This window comes from Dyadobacter tibetensis Y620-1 (genome assembly GCF_000566685.1).
Taxonomy (GTDB): Bacteria; Bacteroidota; Bacteroidia; order Cytophagales; family Spirosomataceae; genus Dyadobacter; species Dyadobacter tibetensis.
In genome coordinates this window covers 49067-67927 of record NZ_AZQN01000001.1, presented here as the reverse complement: position 1 = coordinate 67927, position 18861 = coordinate 49067, and the positions used below count along the sequence as shown (strand labels likewise).

Annotated in this window: 12 protein-coding genes; all 12 read right to left on the bottom strand. The window is 44.2% G+C overall.

Features of this window, described 5'->3' with window-relative positions; all coding sequences use genetic code 11:
* Positions 1-10: 10 nt before the first annotated feature.
* The 12 genes from X939_RS0100240 to X939_RS22845 all read right to left on the bottom strand — a co-directional run bounded on the left by X939_RS0100240 (position 11) and on the right by X939_RS22845 (position 18827).
* Positions 11-3160, bottom strand: a complete 3150-nt coding sequence (locus X939_RS0100240) for a SusC/RagA family TonB-linked outer membrane protein (protein WP_025761219.1) — start codon at positions 3158-3160, stop codon at positions 11-13.
* A 24-nt stretch (positions 3161-3184) separates the two neighbouring features.
* On the bottom strand, positions 3185-5032 hold the full coding sequence (locus tag X939_RS0100235; RefSeq protein ID WP_025761218.1) for a RagB/SusD family nutrient uptake outer membrane protein: 1848 nt from the start codon (positions 5030-5032) through the stop codon (positions 3185-3187).
* Between the two features lie 16 nt (positions 5033-5048).
* Positions 5049-8600, bottom strand: coding sequence for a SusC/RagA family TonB-linked outer membrane protein (locus X939_RS0100230; protein ID WP_229235898.1), 3552 nt, complete (start codon positions 8598-8600; stop codon positions 5049-5051).
* A gap of 161 nt (positions 8601-8761) precedes the next feature.
* Positions 8762-9802, bottom strand: coding sequence for a FecR family protein (locus X939_RS22850; RefSeq protein WP_025761215.1), 1041 nt, complete (start codon positions 9800-9802; stop codon positions 8762-8764).
* Between the two features lie 288 nt (positions 9803-10090).
* Positions 10091-10699, bottom strand: a complete 609-nt coding sequence (locus X939_RS0100215) for an RNA polymerase sigma factor (protein WP_025761213.1) — start codon at positions 10697-10699, stop codon at positions 10091-10093.
* 280 nt (positions 10700-10979) lie between these two features.
* Positions 10980-12854: a DUF5060 domain-containing protein gene (locus X939_RS0100210; protein ID WP_025761212.1), complete on the bottom strand. Its 1875-nt coding sequence runs from the start codon at positions 12852-12854 to the stop codon at positions 10980-10982.
* 26 nt (positions 12855-12880) lie between these two features.
* A complete protein-coding gene (locus tag X939_RS0100205) occupies positions 12881-13903 on the bottom strand; it encodes a Gfo/Idh/MocA family protein (RefSeq protein ID WP_025761211.1) in 1023 nt (340 codons plus the stop codon).
* Positions 13896-15152 carry an MFS transporter gene (locus X939_RS0100200; protein WP_025761210.1) on the bottom strand — a complete coding sequence of 419 codons (1257 nt, stop codon included), beginning with the start codon at positions 15150-15152 and terminating at the stop codon, positions 13896-13898. Before X939_RS0100200 ends, X939_RS0100205 begins: the two co-directional genes overlap by 8 nt.
* Positions 15145-16440, bottom strand: a complete 1296-nt coding sequence (locus X939_RS0100195; protein ID WP_025761209.1) for a four-carbon acid sugar kinase family protein — start codon at positions 16438-16440, stop codon at positions 15145-15147. The genes X939_RS0100200 and X939_RS0100195 overlap by 8 nt, the downstream gene beginning before the upstream one ends.
* Positions 16441-16522: 82 nt before the next feature.
* Entirely contained in the window at positions 16523-17149 is a 627-nt protein-coding gene (locus X939_RS0100190; protein WP_025761208.1) for a cyclase family protein, read from the bottom strand.
* Entirely contained in the window at positions 17146-18198 is a 1053-nt protein-coding gene (locus X939_RS0100185) for a tartrate dehydrogenase (RefSeq protein ID WP_025761207.1), read from the bottom strand. The genes X939_RS0100190 and X939_RS0100185 overlap by 4 nt, the downstream gene beginning before the upstream one ends.
* A complete protein-coding gene (locus X939_RS22845; protein WP_025761206.1) occupies positions 18195-18827 on the bottom strand; it encodes a GntR family transcriptional regulator in 633 nt (210 codons plus the stop codon). Before X939_RS22845 ends, X939_RS0100185 begins: the two co-directional genes overlap by 4 nt.
* Positions 18828-18861 lie beyond the last annotated feature (34 nt).

Genomic DNA, 18861 nt, shown 5'->3' with positions numbered 1-18861 from the left:
GTACTTCAGTTTAAAAATTGAATTTAAGGCCGGCAGTAAAGGTTCTAAACAGGGGGTACACCGTAATACCCGAATTAATAGATTCTGGATCGACCTCTTTAATTTTAGAAAGAGTCAGAAGATTAGCTCCTCTAAAGTAAACCCGGATCGTTCGTGCCCTGATAATATTATCTGCCGAAAGTCTGAAATTGTAAGCCATTTCTACATTTTGCAGTTTGAAGAATCCCCCATCCCGAAGCCAGAATTCAGAGCCGACAAAATTGTTATTTACCTTAAAGTAGGAAAGGTTAGGATAGTCGCCGCCTATATTATTTTTCACAAAATTGGAGTAATTATTATCACCCCATCCATTCCAAAAATATTTATTTGTGAAAGGGATATCATAAAATGCACGGCCGTTGCCTACGGCAGTAAAGTCAAAATTTTGATAGCTTAACTTAAAATTAACTCCATAAATCAGGCGGGGTGCAGTATGCCCTATTTGGCTCATATCGTTATCGTCCACTATGCCATCGCCATTCATATCCTTATATTTCAGATCACCAGCTTTTAGGACCTCATCATAGATTTGAGGCACCTCCTGGGCTTCGGCATCAGAAGCAAATTTCCCCAAATAGGTTTGCCCGTAATAAGCATCCGTCGGCTGCCCAATTCTGGACTGGAATTCGTAGCGATAATTGGGCTCGTCATATTTAAGAATTTCACTGTTCTGAACAGTGGCATTTCCCCCCAAAGAGACGCGCACTTGCCCGATACGTCGCGTATATTGCAAAGCCAGTTCGACTCCCTGATAACGAATTTTATTGTAGTTATACCAAGGTCTCGCGTTGGAAATGCCGGCTGTATATGGCACTAAATTAAATAACTGTGAAACTATGCCATCCCTAAGATTATTGAAGTAATTGAGTTCGATGGAAAGGGAATTTTTCAGAACCAGGGCATCCAGGCCCACGCTAAATTCCCTTCTTTTCTCCCAGGTCAGATCAGGGTTCCCGATTCGGTTGGGAACGGTCCGGTAGACGGAATTATCGGTATTGCTACCAAACCATTGATTGGTAGAAAAGGGGCCAAAAGCAGTTCCTGAAGTATTTACGGACCAACGATCCAGATTATAAAAGGGAGGTAAAAAGCCTTCATAGCCTAGGGTTCCAGCCTCGGCGCGAAGCTTCAAATAGTTTATAGTCTTAACATTTTTAAAGAAACTTTCTTCAGACACTACCCAGCCCAGTCCCAGAGCCGGGAACATTGCATACCGCTTATCTTTTGCAAAACTATAGGTACCGGCATAATTGAGGACTCCTTGAACCATATACCGATCAAGTAAAGAATAGGAGCCGATTAAGGAGGCGTTCTGTTGTCGCTGTGGCTCTTCGATACCATTCCTGGAGGATTTCCCTAAATAGTAGGTCAATCCCATTTGGAGATCACTCGATTTCCATGACTTCTGATAAGAAAAGTTCTGGTATACAACAAACCTTTGAGAATAGTAGTCATGCAGCTTCGCCATACCCGACATATCAATACCATCATGAACTTTAGAAAGCCCTATGCTGTCAGCACCCGTGGCAGTCACAAGGGGATTAACGATATAGGCGATGTAGTTTTCAGCTTTACCAATTCTAATGCTATTAAAGATATTAAAACCCACATAACTTTTAGACTTTAACCCAGGCACCAGCTCCTTCAAATCGTATTCAAAGGTCAGATTAGAGGCACCTGTTCTGCCTGTTTCGGTATAATACCCATTATGCATCAGGTTTCCGATGGGATTGGTCCTATAGGCAGAGTTGGCACTTACGGCATACCACGGAGCATCCAGATCATCGCCAAAGGCTGCATATATAGGAAAAGCGATGGGAGGAGTTTCCGTAATATCCCCTAACACCGAATTGAACTCCACCAGATCGAGAGCCGTATTGGTCGACTGATTGTCACTGGTAAAATTGGAATTATATCCGTAGTTTGGAGATCTCCGAATAGTCATACCACCAAAAAAATCGAACTTTACCTTAATCAAAGGGTTTATTTTGATGTCTATATTAGACCTTACGTTAATTCGGTGATAATCTGACACTTTCCCCATCTTATAAATATCACCTTCACCGTTATAACCCAGGGAAGCGGCATACTGTACCGTCTCATTCCCTCCCGATGAGGACATATTGACTCTACGGAAAGTTTTGGAATTCTTAAGCATAAGATTGCGATAATCTACGCTGGGGTATTTGAAACTATAGGGGTCGTTCTTGGCATACTCAGAAATGGCCTTATCAGAATATAAAGGCTGCAGCCCGTTCGCATTACGGGCCTCATTATTCAGCTGGGCATACTCCGCCCCAGAGGTGAAGCCAGGAAACCGGTCAATATGGCTAATCCCCTGCTCGGCATTTAGGGTCATAAAGCGTTCGTTGGGTCTGCCTCTTTTAGTTTTAATATAGATAATTCCGTCTGCTGCTCTGGGCCCCAGCATGGTCTTGCCCACAATATCTTTAACCACCGTCACCGATTCAATTTCCTGAGGGTCCAGGGGCATTTCTGTAATATCTGTAGGAATATCATCAATAATAAAAATCGGATTACGGCCTCTGCTTGATAAGCCAATTTTCTCCGTTACCCTGAAAAAACCCAGCTCCTCCTCGGCATTCAACCCTACTGAACCGTCTCGCTCAATTACCTCCAAGCCATTGACCAGACCAGCAAAGGCATTCCGTAGATCGTTGGTAGGGTATTTTTCCAGATCTGCACTCTTCAGGGTTACATAGCCTCCAGTAAGATTGCGTTTTTTCATATCCATAAAAGGCAGCGCCACTACATCGTCGGCTCCACCGAAGTACTTGGTTTTTTTCAATGCCACCGTATTAAAAGTCACCACATCCCGTACCAGGGCCACTGATTTTTCGTATCCATTGATCGACACGCTAATATGGTCGTCGGGCAGGGCCGTAAACCGATATTCTCCTCTAGAATTGGTTTCTCCATGCAGTAAGCCTTCGCCCACCACTACCGTAGCACCAGACAGGGGCAGACCGTCTTCTCCAGTAACCTGAATATTGACATTGACTGCTTTCGGTGTTTTATTTTGAGCCAGGGCCAGGGTCCCCAGCAAGATCCAAATAAAGGCGAGACCCCCTCTTTTTAAGCAAGATTGATATATTTTCATATTACGATAATTAAGCGTTCAGGATTACCAAACTTCATTTGGTGCAAAGTTTTTCATCTTATAAGTATCCTCCGTATTGAAGGGGAGATAGTACATGGCATCTTTCCATCGGGATTGCCTGTTGGCTGCCAGTGGGACTCTTACGTACTTAAAACCGGTGGGATAGGCTTCACTCACAGGGACTTTTTCTATGTCCACACCCATTAGAGGCCCATTCATCACGGTAGGGGCATCCTTCCAGCGACGGATATCATAATAATAGTGCGACCCTTCAAAGCATAGCTCAATTGTCCTTTCATTTTTGATACGATCTCTCAGCAGATCCTTCGAACCGGTAAATGCATCTTGGACGTCGGGCATGCCCGCTCTGTTTCTGATTTTGTTTAAGGCCTGGAGTGCAGTCATATTGGCTCCTGGAGCTTGTCCGTTAGGCCCATAGGCCTCATTGGCGGCCTCAGCATAATTGAGATATAACTCACCCAACCTGATGATAGGGTCGGTATGCTGAGGGGTGGTTTTATTATTTACACTTTGCTCACCCCAGGTTTTTCTTTGATAGTAGCCCGTACGCGTAATTCCTGCATATGACTGATCCTGGAGTTGCCCGTATACTGCCGTACCATTAGACATTTCATAATAAATTTTAGCATTTCCATAGCCTGGAACGGGCGCTGTATTATAGATGATATCAATGTAAAAACGCGGGTCTCGGTTGGCATAGGGATCTTGTTCATTATAATGTCCGGATAATCTAGCCTTTTCCCGGTCTTGCTCGGTTACCAGAGGTTCACCCCATTTGGTTTCGAACCGGTCCACCATATTTTGTGTAGGGCATTCACCCGACCATCCCGTTTTTCCTCCTCCAAAAACCCCATTTACTAGCCCTTGTAAGCTGGAGTTGTTATAGGCCATAGTCCCAATATACCAACCCCATAATTGTTCATTGGAATAGGTGGTGCCCACATAATTCTTCTTATAGTCGGAAAGTGGTAATAACGCATATGAATTTTCCTCAGCAATTTTGATAGCTTCCCAATTAGCGATAGCGGCGTTTTCCCAGTCCTTTTGTCCATTCTTATTACTCAGGGGGCTGGCGGCGTACAGAAGGGCTCTGGCCTTAATGGCCTTGGCAGCTACGCCGGTAGGCCTTCTTTGTTCAGGGTTATTAAGGTGGCCTCCTACTCCAGGGCCAGGGTCCCGGCGCATTAGATTAGCCTGAGCAAAATAAGAGGCGGCAGTGTCCATATCCATGGCAATGCGTAGGTAGGATTCGTGATTGCTCAGACGTGGAATATCCCAAGGATCGTCGGGGCCAATTACCGCATTTAAGTAGGGCATCCCTCCCCATAATTTAACCAGTTGGAAATGTGCAAATGCCCTAATAAAATGTGCCTGGCCCTTAAAATCATTGATATCGACAGGACTGACTTCTTTGAGCATATGAATATTGGCCAAAGTGGTATTACAGATCCGGATAATGGAAAACATAGCTCCCAGAATTGGTCGGCGTGCCGGGTCGTAAGTCATTTTATTGATGATAGCCGATATAGAGCCATTTTTTATTACCTGAGCATCCATTAGTCGCCCCATATCGCTCATATCGGTCAGGGATTCCAGGGTGTATTTCTGATCCCAGAAATTCAGATAAGAGGCATAAGCAAGCTTGATATTATACCCTCTCCAGGTACCTCCTTCCTGTTTGGTACCCTCATAAATGGCATCAAAAAACTTTTTAAAATTTTCATATTTGGTAAAGACATCCGTTGTGGTCAAGCCCGATTCCGGTGCTTTTTCCAGGAAGTCTTTAATACAGGATACCGGTGCCACCAGCAATACGGTAGCGGCTACCAATCGTGTGAAATATTTTTTCATACTTATCAATGAATGTTTAAAATGCCGCCTTGATGGCAAATTTGATACTGGTCATTTGTGGATAAAAACCCTGATTAAAATCTTTATATTCAGGATCGCCTTCTATCAGTTTGGTGACTGTCCAGAGGTTGTTACCGGTAACAAAAAACACCAGATTAGATGTACCTATAACCCTTTGCAAAAATTTTGAATTGAAGGTATAGGCCGCATAAACTTCCTTCAAACGCAGGTAGTTAGCATTTCTCCAAAATCTGTTTTCAACCATAATATCGAATCCTCTATCGGCCTCTCCCCCACCCCAGAATAAGTTGTCAGTACTCCCTCCACCCGAATAATGTAAGGTCGCATGATTAGCATTCGGATTAGTTGGGGTCCAAAAGTCGAGCTGAGAATGATGCACACGCCAGTCGCCTTTGATAAATTCGACTTCGTAGGTCTGGTTGTATTCTACAAACTTGCCTACGTTGCCTTGAAAAACGAAGTTGAAATCAAATTTTTTGAAGGAAAAGCCCGATGAAAATGAATAGGTAATCGGGGGATAGTCAGACCCAGGTATGGGGTATTTGTCAAGGCTATTTACTAAGCCATCAGAGTTAAAATCTAAATACTTATAATCTCCAACGTTCAGCTTGTTGACATCGATGGCCGCCACATTATTATGTATATCGTCTATGGACGTATAGTATCCCGAGCCCGTTAGCTCCACACCGCTCAACTGTGCACCCAGAGGTTTTCCGGCAGCCTTCTGATAATCTGATGCATAAGGAAGGTCATCCTTGTATAAGATCCGGTTTTCATTAAAACCAAATATTCCTCTAACGAAGTAATTCAATCCTGAAGCGGTTTTGTTGCGGTACTCGGCCTCAAGTTCAATACCATGCTTCTTAAGCCTTCCTAAGTTTAATTCCTTGAAAGAATTACCAACCAGCATGGTTACACTCCGTGGAACCAGTAACATTCGCTCACGTTTTTCATCGAAAAAGTCGACGCTAAAAGTAAAGCTATCATTGAAAAGACCTAACTCAATTCCCAAATCGCGCTTACGGGCTTCCTCCCATTGCGAAACCACATTGGCCCCCAGGTCTTCACGAATATAGCCGGCATTATCTTTGAAATAATCGCTTAGATATAGCCAACGATTGGCGGCTACATCACTTCCCACCATACCATCGGAGTATCTAAATTTCAATTTACTGATCCAGGGAACATTCTTTTTCATGAATTTTTCTTCAGAAAGCATATAACCCACCGCTCCTGAAGGAAAAAAGCCGTAACGATTTCCGGGTGCAAAACGCTCCGATCCAGTATAGCCGACGTTGACCTCCATCATATATTTACCTCCAAAGTCATAGGTTCCCCGCCCTACAAGTCCCTGGTTATAATAGGGGAACTCGGTTGTCTTGTCTTTCTGCTGGCGATTGACCAAGGCCAACCCGGATACATGATGCTTTCCGAAATCACGATTATAATTTAGCGACATTTCATAATACATATCCTTATAATAATCGTTTTCCAGCCCACCTACATTGATGTCGAGAGGGCCTTGTTCGAACACTTCATTGCCCTGTCCCATGCGGAACCAAGGGTTCTCTTCGGTTCCTATTTTATCGTAATTGAGCTGATACTGAGGAAAAGAATAGGAAGCGTTTAGGGAGTTATTACGGTAATAAGTACTCATAGACACCTTTCCTCTAGCGCTAAGCCCCGTGGTGATCACATTAAGTTTCTGATCCAGGATAAGGTCGGTAAACAATTTGGAATCCAAATACCGATTGAAAGACCCTTGGTTCATAGAGGTATAGGGGTTACCCGTATATTCTCCAAAATTCATGGCCAGTCGTTTCCCTGTGTCGTTAGGATAATCTGGATCTGGAACCTGTTGCAACACCCATTCTGGAAAGAATGCAGGATAGCGCGCCGGTCCTGTTGCGTATAAGTTTCTCCATGGCGTACCACTGGGTTGATTTTTTACGCCTGTTTCACCACCAACATTCAAAGAAAGGGTAGTACTTTTAGAAAGGTTAAAGTCGATATTAGTCCTATAATTGAAACGATTGTACCAGTAACGGGTGTCATTATACCCATCATGGTAGGCCTTAAAAAAGTCACCTTGATGCGAATAACCTACAGAAGCAAAATATTTGATAAAGTTGGTTCCTCCCGACACATTAAAATTGGCGTTGGCATTGGTAGCAAAAGGCTTAGATAGCGTATTAAACCAGTCAACATTCGGATACCGCAGGGCATTCAGGGGGGTGGAGGGATTTTTGTATTCATTAAGAGCATACTGCGGTATTAGATCGGTAAATTGCTGGCCATTCATCAAGGCCTGATTGTACATGGTCATGGTAGTATAGGAACTGATATGATCGGGGATCCTGGTAGCTTTCGAAATTCCATACGAGGCGGTGAAGTCCAGTTTGGGCTTTCCTATAACCCCTCTCTTGGTGGTGACTATTACTACCCCATTAGCCCCTTTAGCGCCGAATACCGCGGTGGCCGAGGCATCTTTCAAAACAGATATGGTTGCTATTTCATTGGGATCCATGTCCTTAAAATCTCTCTCTACTCCATCCACCATAATTAAAGGTTGAGAGCCGTTCCAGCTCGAGAGTCCACGGATTATAATTTCGGAATGATCTTTACCTGGCTCTCCACTCCCCTGCATAGTCAGTACGCCTGAAAGTTTTCCGGCAATGGCATTGGTCACGTTAGAAGTACCGGAGCGCATGAGGGCTCTGTTATCTACTTGGGAGATGGCCCCTACCACACTCTCTTTACGCTGTACACCATACCCCACCACGATTACTTCCTCAAGGGATTTATTTTCTGATACCAGGTTTACATTCATTACTCTCTTACTTCCCACTTCCAATTCCTGAGTGACAAAACCGATATAACTGAATACCAGTATGGAAGCATTGCTTGGAACGGTTATCTTGAAACGTCCCTCTGTATCACTGGAAACACCATTAACTGTTCCTTTCTCAATGATATTTACTCCAGGAAGAGGGTCTCCATTCTCATCCTTAACGATTCCCTGAATGGAAATGGCGCTGACTGCTTTGCCCTGGGCCATCAACGTCTCCATTCTCTGCAAATAACCATTCTTTATATCCGTTGAGCTAAAGCCCATATTGTTCCTGTTGTCCGCTATCCCAACAGTAGCCAAAGCCTCTTCCTGCAATACTTCTACCACCGATCGCTTAGCCGCTCGACCCAGATAAATGGTTTCACTCACTCTCCTAAAACTAAGATTAGTTTCCTTAGAAATATACCGAAGGACGTTGCCAAGACTACTTCGATCGAAGTTCAGGTCGATTTGCTTATCCCGAACTAATTTATGATCATATTGAAAGTTCAGATTCGTTTTTTCACTTATTTCCACCAAAGCATCCTCTAAAGGCAATGACTTGGCAGTCAGCGAGATGCTAATCCTTTCCATACTTTGCTCCTGGGCATTACTATGTTCTGCACATAATAATCCCGCTAATAAGCATTGCACCAACATTCCGAACAGGGCATATCTGGACATGACTACAATTTGTGATGGTAATTTTAATTGCATAATTTTAGATGTTAGAATGTTTACCTCATTTTTAACCGCAGCAGAGCATTTTCAAATAGGAGCGCCAACTCTTGAAAGCTCTGCCGTATCCTTTCCGGCAATCTTCCTGATTGCCGGATTATTCTAGCTTGTATTCATATATGTATCTCTAATCATTGCTCTTACATTATTTCTACGAAATCATCATTCACCTTATACTGGAATCTGTCGGGGTAGCTGATCACTTGGAGAATATACTCTAAGGACTTGTTAGCAAAACGACCTGTATATCGCCACTGTTTGTCAATATGGACGTTTCTCCCTAGCTGAAATCTCACCCCATAACACCTTTCCAGCTTTTTTATGATAGATGGGAAATCCGCCTTCTTGAAGTGGATGATCCCATCCTTCCATAATATTTGCTCGGATGGATCAAAGGCACTTATATCAATTTTTTCACTCTTCAAATCGAAAGTTGCCATTTCATCCTTCTGCAGTACGGCCCCTATCTCCTTTTTGTCGTTCCTGTTAGCATTGACACGAACCTTGCCTTCAACTACGGCAACCTCTATATCGGGCTGACCCTTATAGGCCCGGATAGCGAAGGAGGTGCCGAGAACTTCAGTCGAGAGTTTGCCAGTATGAATCACAAAGGGTCTTAGGGTATCCCGACGAACCTCAAAAAAGGCTTCCCCCTCGAGTGTGACAGTTCTCTGGGAGTCAGAAAAAGATTTTGCATAAGATACTTGAGAGCCCGAATTAAGTTTAACTCTTGACCCATCGGGTAATACAAGTAATAGTCTCTTGCCCGGACCGGCTATCACACGATGTTCGTCTGAAGCATCGGCACTCATCCCTGGGTATTGATATTGTCTCCCAATAATAATGAGCCCCACCAGCAAGAAAACTGCGGCTACTTTCCACCATATTTGTCTCCAATGAGGACTTCTCGCATCCTCCCTAGGCCTTGATTCGGACAATTGGATTCCGGACTGTAATTTCGACCACTCCAGCTGAATCTCTTCGGCACTTACTGAGTGCTTCTTAAAACGAATCGCCTTTAAGATTAATCTAGCCTGGGCTATTTCCTCTGCTGATTCCGGATGTAAACTAACCCAGTCTTCCCACTGCTGGTTTAAGGCTTGGTTTCCACCTTCGATCCACTGCAAAAAATGGTCGTCGACTAGAAATTCTTTTACGGTATACCCTCTGTACTTATCCATGATCAGCCCGATTTGACTATTGTATACTAATAGGAAGCCCAGAGATGAATAAAGTGACCCTTTTAAATATGGTTAATTCCATATTTTTTTTCATTTTTGAAATTATAAAGCCGAAACTGTTTGATATATAGACAGTTGATATATTTTATTTTTCCAATATTTATTTGAAAAACTTTAAGAATGCGGTAGTTAGGAAGAGTATAAAAAATACATCCTACGCTGATTCGAAGGAGGGAATGCTGATAAAATCAGAAAAGATACATGAGCGAACATGGATTCGTAGCCTTATTAAAATAGCAACGATAACAGGTGGGGAATCTGCCGGACCTTAGGTTTTAATTCGGCCTGTAAGGAATCGAGGCCTTTGTAGATGAGCTTATAAACAGCCCTAGTTGATATGCCCATGATTTGGGAAATGTCGGGGAATGAATGACCGCCGTAATATTTTAGAAATAGTGCTTCCTTTTGCCTGGCCGGAAGCTTTTCTAGGGCAGTTTGAAGGGACAAAATATCTTGCTTGCTGGTTTCATCCTGAATAAAAGTACTCTCTATCGATAAATCGGCGTGAAATGCCACTGAGGCCTGATCGATTTCAACGAAAAGATTAGAGTCGGAACGCATCCGCTTGATAATAAGTCGGCGTAGGGAGGAGTATAAGTAATTGCGGATATTATCGGAGGCTCCAAGACGCTCCCTGCTTTCCCAGATTTTTAGAAATAAGAGCTGAATACAATCTTTAACCTCCTCCTGATCTTTATTGATACGACAACCGTAATTAAACAAGGGCCGATAGTTTTCATGAAAAATACGCCCAAAAGCGGCACTATCCCCAGCCTTCAGGCTTTGCCATAGCGGATCCTCAGCACCATACTCGATTGCAATTTTAGTAGTTTCCAAACCTGTCCCCGTTTAATCATGAGATTAAAGCTTACATTCAGCAAGTAAAACCCGATGTTGTGCCCTGAATTACAGGGCAATGCTCCACTAAGCGGATGTAACCTATCCATGTGACGACTTTTCCATATGATACCCCTAACGAAACTACCAAAAGATTGGGAGTGGCGGTTCGCTCTCCTTTGATGGCAGTTGAGTATCCACAGGTAAGGAATCCAATAGAAAACTTAGACATTGTCTATAGCCGGCCCTGAATTAGCTAGCTATAGACGGTGTCTGTTTTCTATTTCCGGATGACAACTACCCAGTCCTGGCTGGAATTAGGTGCCGAAATTTTGTTGCCTGCTATACTTATTTGCTTAATGGTCTTCCCTGTTTTCGGATCAACCACCATTCCCTTCCAATTTTTACCTTCCAACTGAACGGAAGCAGCTCCCCCTTTTGGCATATAGATAAGGACTAAACTATCGTTACCAAGAGCATAATTCCCTTTGCCTGCATAGGCATCGTCAAGAGGCTGAAGTGATTCCACATCGATACTTTCAAAAAACTTCCGGGCAACAGCCGCATCCTGGTATTTCTTCTCCCGACTTCTATGATCCTGGGCATTAAGATCATTCTGTTCTGTATCATAGCCATAATAATATTCCACTCCTGCTCCACCAGCCATAAAGGTTGCCCATAATACCTTATCTCGAACCATATCTCGGTTATCGAGTTTCATTTTACCGGTATAACCAGGGAAGTTTTCGTCTACAGTTACCCCTACTCCTGCTCCGCCCTGCTCATCATTGGCCACCACCCAGGGCTTGCCACTTTTCGCTGAAGCCAGCACCCATCGTTTTACCTCGGTGTAAATGTCATCTACCTGCAATTGTAAGGAGGCGCCAGTCAGTTCTGACTGCTGTCCTACTAGGTTTGGATAGTAGTATTCATAGGTAGGTTTTTGCGTGCCCTTACCATGCCCCAGAGGAAAGGTATGCTGCACCACATGATTCTGATAGGGATCAATTAGTCGAATATATGATGCGGTTTTCTTGATAAGGGCAACATCGACGTTAGTCTCTTCGCTAAGGTTCCAGTTCAACGCCAAATGATGAGCATAGCGTGCGATTAACTCCCTGTAGTAAAGCTTCCTTTCCATGGTTAACTCCTTGGTCCCCATCAACCACACGTTCTCGTTTTCAAAGGTTTTGAAATGTAAAAACATGCCTTTACTTTCGGCATAAGCAAAAATTCTCTCCCACTGGTCGAGTTTCGAGCAATCGAAACGCTGCTGATGCACGGCATTTATCCAAGAACGGGATTCCTGAGACCTGGCAATAAAAACACTATCATCTTTTACCAGATGAGGGTATACCCCTCCATCGTCACCATCGATGCTCATCGTTAGAAAGGATATGGCATTTACCCCTACCTTGGAAAGATAATTAATGGCTCCAAGTAAATTTTTCCCTTTACCGTTTTTCCAGGTGTACTCGGCTGCTGACGGTTCGTAATCCCCTTGATGGGGTGCCCAGTCTTTCATCAACCGATAATATTGCTTTCCTAACTTGCCATAGGCATCCAACGTACCATCAAAATCGGCATAATGTAACATATTCTCGGGGGAGTCGGCTCCTGTTTTCAGGAAGGGGCGGTCGATCTCGGCCCATTTCAGATAACGCTTTCCTACATATTGCAGGCGACCTTTTGCCCGATTATCCGGCAATTTATAGTTGGCATTGCTTATGTGCAGAATTCCCTCTTCTCCATCCATAAAGCCGGCAGAAACTCCGTTATCCTGTACGGCTACCATTTCACCCGCTTTGAAACTAACACTATATTTCCATGTTCCAGTTTTAGGGGCGGCAAAGTGTACACGCCAAATATTCCCTGTGTTCGCCGAAGAATTCCCAGCCTTTCCATCTGCGGCATAATAGCCCGGAACAACCATGATCGGGTGACCGTCTTCATGGGTAAACGTTACGTCGAGGCGGTAATAAGTGAACGGATTGGGCATAGCCAACTCAGAGGTCGCAGGCCCCTGAAAATCTAGGGTAGTATTATCCCATTTTTTACCTGTCACGGTTCCTTGCCCCATCGCAAGGCCTACACCTGCCATCAGGAAGCAGAGCAAAGCAAAAGCAACATTAATTTTGGTGTTATGCATCATCATCAATTTTAAATTAAGTGAATATTGAATTATACTTTAAATGGCTGCCCCTCTATAGCCGACTGGTAGGCCAATTCTTGAATTTTAAGATTTTCCAAATAAAATAACCCGTTGGTTTCGAATTTGGCACCACCTGATAACCCCTGGATAAAATGTCGTTGAGTAGCCAGACAACTGTCCCCTGCGAAACCTTGGTTGCTGGGGCTGTAAGAATGCTGCTCCTTTAGTTGTCCCAATTTCTGAATTGTAATATTACCTTGATAATCCAATCCTATGGTACCTTGATACCCTTCAATTTCCATTCTACAAAAGGTATATCTACTATTGGAAGTATCGGGCTCGTTGTACCGATTAGCGTCCCACTGTGCCCAGATACCTCTTTCCGTTTCAAAATGCATAAGCACCCTATCTTCACCGCGTATTGCAGGATTGAGTCTACGGATTTTGGCCATCCCCGCTACTATTTCTCCTCCATAGAAGCGTATCAAATCAATAAAATGGATTCCTGTTTCATAAATTAATAGTCGATCATACTCCCGAAAATAGGGCTGACGAGACAGGTAGGCATCAGGCCCCCAGCCATCTCCCATTCTAGAATGAAAGTTTATGTTATGAATTTCCCCGATGGTGCCTTCTGCCACTAATTTTTGAATCTCCTGGTGCCAGGGCTGGAAGCGAAAATTTTCGTGAACCATAAAGGGCACAGCCGTCGATTCTACCAAACCTACCAACTGTTTGGCTTCTTCCAAGCTAGGTGCCAGGGGTTTCTGACAGATCATAGGGATACCCATCCCTGCAAGCTCAGATACGATGTCCAGATGGGTAGCTGGGGGGGTCACAATATCTACAAAATCTGGCTTTATCTCCATGACCATGTGCAGATAGTCCTCGTAAACAGCCTCGATTTTATATTTTTCTTGCATCAATCTGGCGTTCTGACAATTGGTATCGGCCAAAGCCAGAATCTCTACTTCTGGCATTCGCGACCAGGCATCATAGTGAAAATCACTAAAATAGCCGGCACCTATCACTACTCCTTTCAATTTATTCATTATTTTTCAGCGGAAATGCTGCGTTCATTTGCGTCCAACTATAAATAGCCACTAGGGCCAATCCTATTCCCACGTAGAAAAAGGTATCTTCATCTCCCGTCCAGGCTTGTAGATAGGGAAAAGCGAGGGCAGTCAAAAAGGAACCCAAGTTTCCCGCCATATTCATGGTGCCCGACAGGGTTCCTGCATATTCTCTTCCAACATCGATACAGTAGGACCAGGAAGGGCTCAAGGTCATATCCGCCCCAAAAATTGCGAGCGATAACCAGGCAATAGATCCATAAATGGTAGAAGTATAGAGGTTACCCCATAATCCTAAAACAATAAGAGAAAACCCGATGATGGCCGGCACTTGACGAGAACGGGTAAGGTTTAAATTTTTAAATAAATAATCTACCAAAAACCCAGAAAAGTAATTACCTAGTGCACCGGCAAGGAATGGCAACATAACCCAATAGCTCACCTCCAGATCATCCATCTGATACTTGGTTTTCAGGAAAGGAAAGAGCCAGGTAAGACAGAAGAAAAAGATATAATTACTACTAAAATATTGAAGCATGGCCCACCATACGGGAGCATTGGCCAAAAGATTCCGCATGGGCAACATTTTGGTATGTCGCTCAATCTGCTGACGGTTTTTTAATATAAGGTCCAATTCCTTTTCACTGACAGATGGGTGATCTTCCGGACTGTCACGAAACCACCAATACCAGTACAATGCCCACCCTACTCCAATGGCCCCTAGCAAAATGAAGGTCCAGCGCCAGCCAAAGGCATCTAACATAATCACTACCAAAGGCATGGCAAAGGCTGCGCCCAACCGACTACCAGAGAAATTGATACCGGTCACTATTCCCCTTTCAGAGAGGGGGATCCAGGCCAGCGTGGACTTGGAAATTCCGGGAAAAGCCCCCGCCTCCCCCGCTCCAAAAAGGAATCTAATAATCAGCATAGACAGATAGTTCCAGGCTGAAGCGGTCAACGCGGTCATGATCGACCATAACGACACAATTACTGCCAATACCAGATGGGGGCCTTTGCTATCTACCAACTGCCCCGAAGGAGTCTGACATAAGGCATAGCCAAGGGCAAAGGCCGATAATATCCAGCCAAATTGAGTGTCGGATAAGCCTAATCCCGCCGTTATTGGATCCTTGGCCGCCGAGATACACACCCTATCGATATATAACAGGATGGTCAGAGAAAACGTGGTAGCAACTAGTCGGTAACGGGTGGGCAGTTTAGTCATTTCGTATTTTTTGATAGGCTTGAAACAAACTGTCTTCTTCACCAACGTTTCCCGGAAAAATAACATATTGCAATCCAGGAAAGCGTGAGGTGGCGTCGGCCTCCCATACGGGAACGCCAGGCAATAATTGACCAAGTACCAGTGCCCTCTTGATCGATAGGGCCTTGGTAGCAATATCACTGGAAGTGATTCCTCCTTTGGCTATCAGAAATGAAGGGTGAGTTGCTAGGTTTGCCACCACCGCTACCAGCCCTTCAGATATCTTTGTGCTTACATGCAGGCTATCCTGTTCGTCAGAGCCGGCAAGCACTGTCCGACTCGTGTAAAGTACTACATGCATACCAGATTTGAGATGCTTTTCCACTTTATGGACTATGTCTGTCAGATAGGTATGGGGATGGTTAAAATATTTAATAACTTCAAATTCGACGCCTATAATATCGGTTTTCAATAATACCTTTAGCTGTGCGTTGGTTTTGGGGACATGAGAGCCTACAACCACCAACCCACCTCCATTACCCTTTATTTCAGCTTTTAAGTCCTTACTGGTTAGAAGTTCTTGCTGAGAGATATGGCCTGCCGATGCTACAAAAGAGGCTGCAGTTCGAAATATTATCCGCCGATCGCAGCCCTCCGCTGCTTCTACAAACCGGTCGAGATGTTTTGGACCGAGTGCGTTGACAATCAGTAAGGCGGGCGTCTCAAGTATTCTTTCACGTATTTCCTCCAAATTCATCGCTTCCAAATCCTCTACCCTGAGTGAATGAATCTGATCGGGCCCGATGCTTCCCTGGGATTTTTCCATGACCCAGTCTCGCAGATTGGAACTTTTAAATCCGAAACTTAAATCCCTGGCATAGGGAGTTTCTCCCACTGGCACCCATTCCCCCCCTTCTATCAGATAGTGTATATCTTGATGGGTGAAACGCTTCCCTTCGAAAAAGGCTGGAATTAATACGTATAAAAAGTCGGTCCCCCAGCCTAAACCCTCGGAGAGAGCATCCGTTTCACCAGGAAAATGTCCTCTTAATGTAGAGTCCCCCCGACTGATGATCCAAGTAGGGCCCGGCAGATTTGCAATGACCCTGCCGATGTCATAATTGATCTTCTTTGCCTCGCTAAGAGAAAAGGCACGACTGTTGGTTAGAATAAAAAACAATGCTGTTCCTCTTTCGTATTCCTCCTGAATTTCTCGGTCCGACCAGCCCGTCAGAACCGGTATATGATGCACTGTCTGCGTTCCTGTAGGATCGTCGTCCAGGACAATAATCGTTCTTGTGAATGACATGCGTTACGAATTAACGGTATTATGTATACGAACCCTTGAATTTCCAAAACAAGCCAGACTTTTCAGTCAGAGTAAAATCCAATTACTGAAGCGCAATAACCCTACAGGGTGCGCCATCCCCATTTTCGATTTTTAATGGAAAAGCCAGAAGTTTGACGTAGGGTTGATCAATGGCATCTAAGAAAGCTAGACCTTCAATAATGATCACTGTTTCAAGTAATATCTGATGAATTCGAGTTACCTCTTTCAGATTATGAACATCGGCCACAGAGGGTGTTTCCACCCCTATTATACTGACTCCTCTGTCAACTATCCAATGAGCCAGCTCCTCACTGATCCGGGGAAGCATATCCCGATAAGCCTCCGTCCCCAGACGAAGATACCAATCGGTTCGTAGTAAAATAGCATCCCCCGGGACTAGCTTTTCCGGAATAGTCCCAAGGTCCTGCACCTCTAACAATGCCTTTTCAGCAACGTGGCTCAAATCGACTACCCACGCTTTCTCTACTATAAACCGGGAAACATCGAATTGATCTATGGACTGGGTACCAACACCAAAGTGTTTAGGAGCATCCATATGGGTTCCGGCATGAGAATAGATGGTCAATGTAGTTGCATTCCAGCCATCCTGAAGTAAGGTTTTGGCTGGCTTCTGAGCAAATCCTCTCAACTTTTCCGAATAAGGCAAAGTAAGATCTACGGCTCTCATATCCGATCGATAATAGCTTGAGCTACCTCCCGGGTCGAGCTCTTTCCTCCTACATCACTGGTCAAAATACCTTCGGCCGTGGTTTGGTTAATGGCCGATATAATGGAGGTGGCGGCTTCTTTCTCTCCCAAATGTTCAAGCATAATAGCGACTGACCAAATCTGCCCTATGGGATTAGCAATCCCCTTACCAGCGATATCTGGTGCCGAACCATGAATGGGTTCAAACATTGAAGGAAAAGTCTTTTCCGGATTGATATTTCCACTGGGTCCAAAACCCAAACTGCCCATGATGGCTCCTCCCAGATCCGACAAAATATCTCCTAACATATTCGTTGTAAGTACCACATCAAAATACTCCGGATGAAGAACAAAATTGGCCGTGGCCGCATCAATATACATTTTGTGATATGCAACGTCTGGATACTGGTCGGCAACTTCCTGTATCACACGATCCCAATAGGCCAAGGTGTTAATCATGGTGTTGGATTTGGTGACATTGGTAACTTTACTTCTACGCTTTCTGGCAAGTTGAAATGAATAATGAGCGATTCGCTCAATACCTACTCGAGTAAAAAGACTAGTATCCGTAGCAAATCCGTAGGATTCATCAGGGTACATCTGTCGGCCATTTTGAACGAATTCGCCTTCGTTGTTCTCCCTTACTACGATAAAATCAATATCCTCCTGGGTTTTATTCCGGAGTGGACTCTGAACTCCGTCCAACAACCGGACCGGACGATAATTTACATATTGTTTAAATGCGGTTCGAACCTTATTGGTAAACATTTTGAAGGGAAGGGTGTCATCAACCTCGGGAAGCCCAACGGCACCAAATAGGATGGCGTCAAACTTTTTCAGTGCTCCCAAACCTTCGGGAGACATAAAATCACTATGCTCCATATAGTAACCGGCGCCATATGGGAAATTCGTGGTTTGCATTTGAATGCCGTGCTTGGATGCGGCAACCTGCATGACTTGCGCTGCCAGGGGTACAATTTCCTGTCCTATTCCATCGCCATTTATTACGGCTATACTGTACGTTTTCATTGATTCGTATTTACTAGTTTCTGAATGGTTTTATTTGCATGCATCCGTATCAAGGCTTCCGAGCGCTCACCATCGCCTTTTCTGATGGCATCTATAATCGACAAATGCTCATGAAGCGTTTCTATAGGTTGACGTACCAGGCCCAATGAAAAAGTCATCTGAAGATAATTACCTAATGCATCTAGTTTTTTAAGTACGGCGTTGTCCGACAGTCTCCTGATGGTATTATGGAATAATTGATCTTGTAGCCTATAGGCATCCGAATCAATATTCCTTTGGTTGACAAAGGGCTCGAAAATAGCGAATAAGGTTTCTGCGATATCCTTGTGATCGGGACGTAGGGCTAATTTGCGAGCGGCCAGTCCTTCTAGGACTTCCCGGCACTCGAAGGCATCTATCAACTCCTGGAACTCAAATTTCTTAACAAAATAACCACGTCGTGGTATGGCTTCCACAAGAAACTCTCCCTCCAGCATCTGAAAGGCCTTATGAAGCGGCATACGACTAATGCCCAATTGCTCAGCAATACGTTCCTGAACGAGCTTCTCACCCCTGGCTAGCTCACCATTAAGAATCTGACGTTTTAATTCCAGAAATGCCAGCTGACTTAAATCACTATGACTAATCATGTATATTGTATTTTGTATACAAAAATAAAAAACA